This window comes from Meishania litoralis, assembly GCF_042611095.1.
Taxonomy (GTDB): domain Bacteria; phylum Bacteroidota; class Bacteroidia; order Flavobacteriales; family Flavobacteriaceae; genus Meishania; species Meishania litoralis.
In genome coordinates, this window is sequence record NZ_JBHFPV010000009.1 from 1 (window position 1) to 2,500 (window position 2,500).

Sequence of the window (2,500 nt, forward strand, 5' to 3'; positions counted from 1 at the left end):
AAAAAACCGTCCTATATTTGCACCCGCTTTGGGGATATGGCGATTGTCTTTTCCTGGGCGTCCTGGGGTTTTCCCCATGTTTTTGGCAAGTTCATTGACATACTGTGGAGACAAAGTCCCCCTGCTTTAGGCAGGGGGAGGAACCATATAGAATATAAGAATTGAGATACGGGGCCGGGATGGCTTTTACCTCGGGGTGGCGTGAGCACATTTACGTAACTACGATGAAGAGTTTGATCCTGGCTCAGGATGAACGCTAGCGGCAGGCCTAACACATGCAAGTCGAGGGGCAGCATTTCCAGCTTGCTGGAAGATGGCGACCGGCGCACGGGTGCGCACCGCGTATGGAACCTGCCCTTTACAGGGGAATAGCCCGGGGAAACCCGGATTAATGCCCCGTAGCATCGCGCTTCCGCCTGGTCGCGCGATTAAAGCCTTCGGGCGGTAGAGGATGGCCATGCGTCCCATTAGCTCGATGGTAGGGTAACGGCCTACCATGGCGACGATGGGTAGGGGCCCTGAGAGGGGGATCCCCCACACTGGTACTGAGACACGGACCAGACTCCTACGGGAGGCAGCAGTGAGGAATATTGGACAATGGGCGAGGGCCTGATCCAGCCATGCCGCGTGCAGGAAGAATGCCCTATGGGTAGTAAACTGCTTTTATACGGGAAGAAATAGGGGCACGCGTGCCCCGTTGACGGTACCGTAAGAATAAGGACCGGCTAACTCCGTGCCAGCAGCCGCGGTAATACGGAGGGTCCGAGCGTTATCCGGAATCATTGGGTTTAAAGGGTCCGTAGGCGGGCCGTTAAGTCAGGGGTGAAAGTCTGCGGCTCAACCGTAGAAATGCCTTTGATACTGGCGGTCTTGAGTTATGGCGAAGTGGGCGGAATATGTAGTGTAGCGGTGAAATGCATAGATATTACATAGAACACCGATTGCGAAGGCAGCCCACTAGCCATGGACTGACGCTGATGGACGAAAGCGTGGGGAGCGAACAGGATTAGATACCCTGGTAGTCCACGCCGTAAACGATGGATACTAGCTGTCCGGGCCCTTGAGGCCTGGGCGGCCAAGCGAAAGTGATAAGTATCCCACCTGGGGAGTACGTTCGCAAGAATGAAACTCAAAGGAATTGACGGGGGCCCGCACAAGCGGTGGAGCATGTGGTTTAATTCGATGATACGCGAGGAACCTTACCAGGGCTTAAATGCATTTTGACAGGGCCAGAGATGGCCTTTCCTTCGGGCAATTTGCAAGGTGCTGCATGGTTGTCGTCAGCTCGTGCCGTGAGGTGTCAGGTTAAGTCCTATAACGAGCGCAACCCCTACCGTTAGTTGCCAGCATGTAAAGATGGGGACTCTAACGGGACTGCCGGTGCAAACCGCGAGGAAGGTGGGGATGACGTCAAATCATCACGGCCCTTACGTCCTGGGCCACACACGTGCTACAATGGCCGGTACAGAGAGCGGCCACGCCGCAAGGCGGAGCGAATCTACAAAACCGGTCACAGTTCGGATCGGGGTCTGCAACCCGACCCCGTGAAGCTGGAATCGCTAGTAATCGGATATCAGCCATGATCCGGTGAATACGTTCCCGGGCCTTGTACACACCGCCCGTCAAGCCATGGAAGCCGGGAGTGCCTGAAGTCCGTCACCGCGAGGAGCGGCCTAGGGCAAGATCGGTAACTAGGGCTAAGTCGTAACAAGGTAGCCGTACCGGAAGGTGCGGCTGGAACACCTCCTTTCTAGAGCGTTCCCGGCCGTTGTGCCGGGGAGCGCGCCGCCCCCTTGGGGGCTTTTCCGCGCCCCGTGCCTCTTTCTTTTTTTTGTATGTCCTTCGTAATAAAGGTCTCCATGGTATTTAGGTATAAAGGAACGGTCGCGCCGTGGGCGTGATCCGGGACAGTCCCGTAGCTCAGCTGGTTAGAGCGCTACACTGATAATGTAGAGGTCGGCAGTTCGAGTCTGCCCGGGACTACACGGCAAGCGAAGCTTGCATTTAAGAGTTAAAAAGTTAAGAGTTAAGAGTTCTTTCCTTTTTATATGTTCTTTGAGGATACAGTACTGGAAATTCTGGAAGTTGGGTAGTGGTCGGAGGCACTGACTACTGACTACTATGTACTAACTACTAGTATATGGGGGATTAGCTCAGCTGGCTAGAGCGCCTGCCTTGCACGCAGGAGGTCATCGGTTCGACTCCGATATTCTCCACCAGATAGCACCTGGAAGCGGTTTTTTATGACCGTTCCGGAGTGTTGCGCGTCTTGCGCCGATATAATCTATCGGCGGCGATTCGCCACAGGTTCATTGACATATTGGGACGGGGCATATATCTTAGGGTATGTGCCTTGAAGAGAAGAAAACACGAATTTTTTAAGTAAAGAGTACTAAGAGCGAAACGTATACGAAAGTACGGCGACAAGCTGGAAAAGGGCGTATGGGGGATGCCTAGGCTCTCAGAGGCGACGAAGGACGCGATAAGCTGCGAAAAGCCG

Annotated in this window: 2 tRNA genes and 2 rRNA genes (1 of these 4 cut by a window edge); all 4 read left to right on the top strand. The window is 54.3% G+C overall.

Going from position 1 to position 2,500, the window contains the following annotated elements:
* The first annotated feature begins 221 nt into the window (after window positions 1-221).
* Window positions 222-1,750 (top strand): 16S ribosomal RNA (locus ACEZ3G_RS16930).
* 159 nt (window positions 1,751-1,909) lie between these two features.
* A tRNA-Ile gene (locus ACEZ3G_RS16935) sits at window positions 1,910-1,983 on the top strand.
* Between the two features lie 159 nt (window positions 1,984-2,142).
* Window positions 2,143-2,219 (top strand) — tRNA-Ala (locus tag ACEZ3G_RS16940).
* A 201-nt stretch (window positions 2,220-2,420) separates the two neighbouring features.
* A 23S ribosomal RNA gene (locus ACEZ3G_RS16945) occupies window positions 2,421-2,500 on the top strand; it runs 2,758 nt beyond the window's last position.
* The 16S and 23S rRNA genes sit together here with 2 tRNA genes alongside, the layout of an rRNA operon.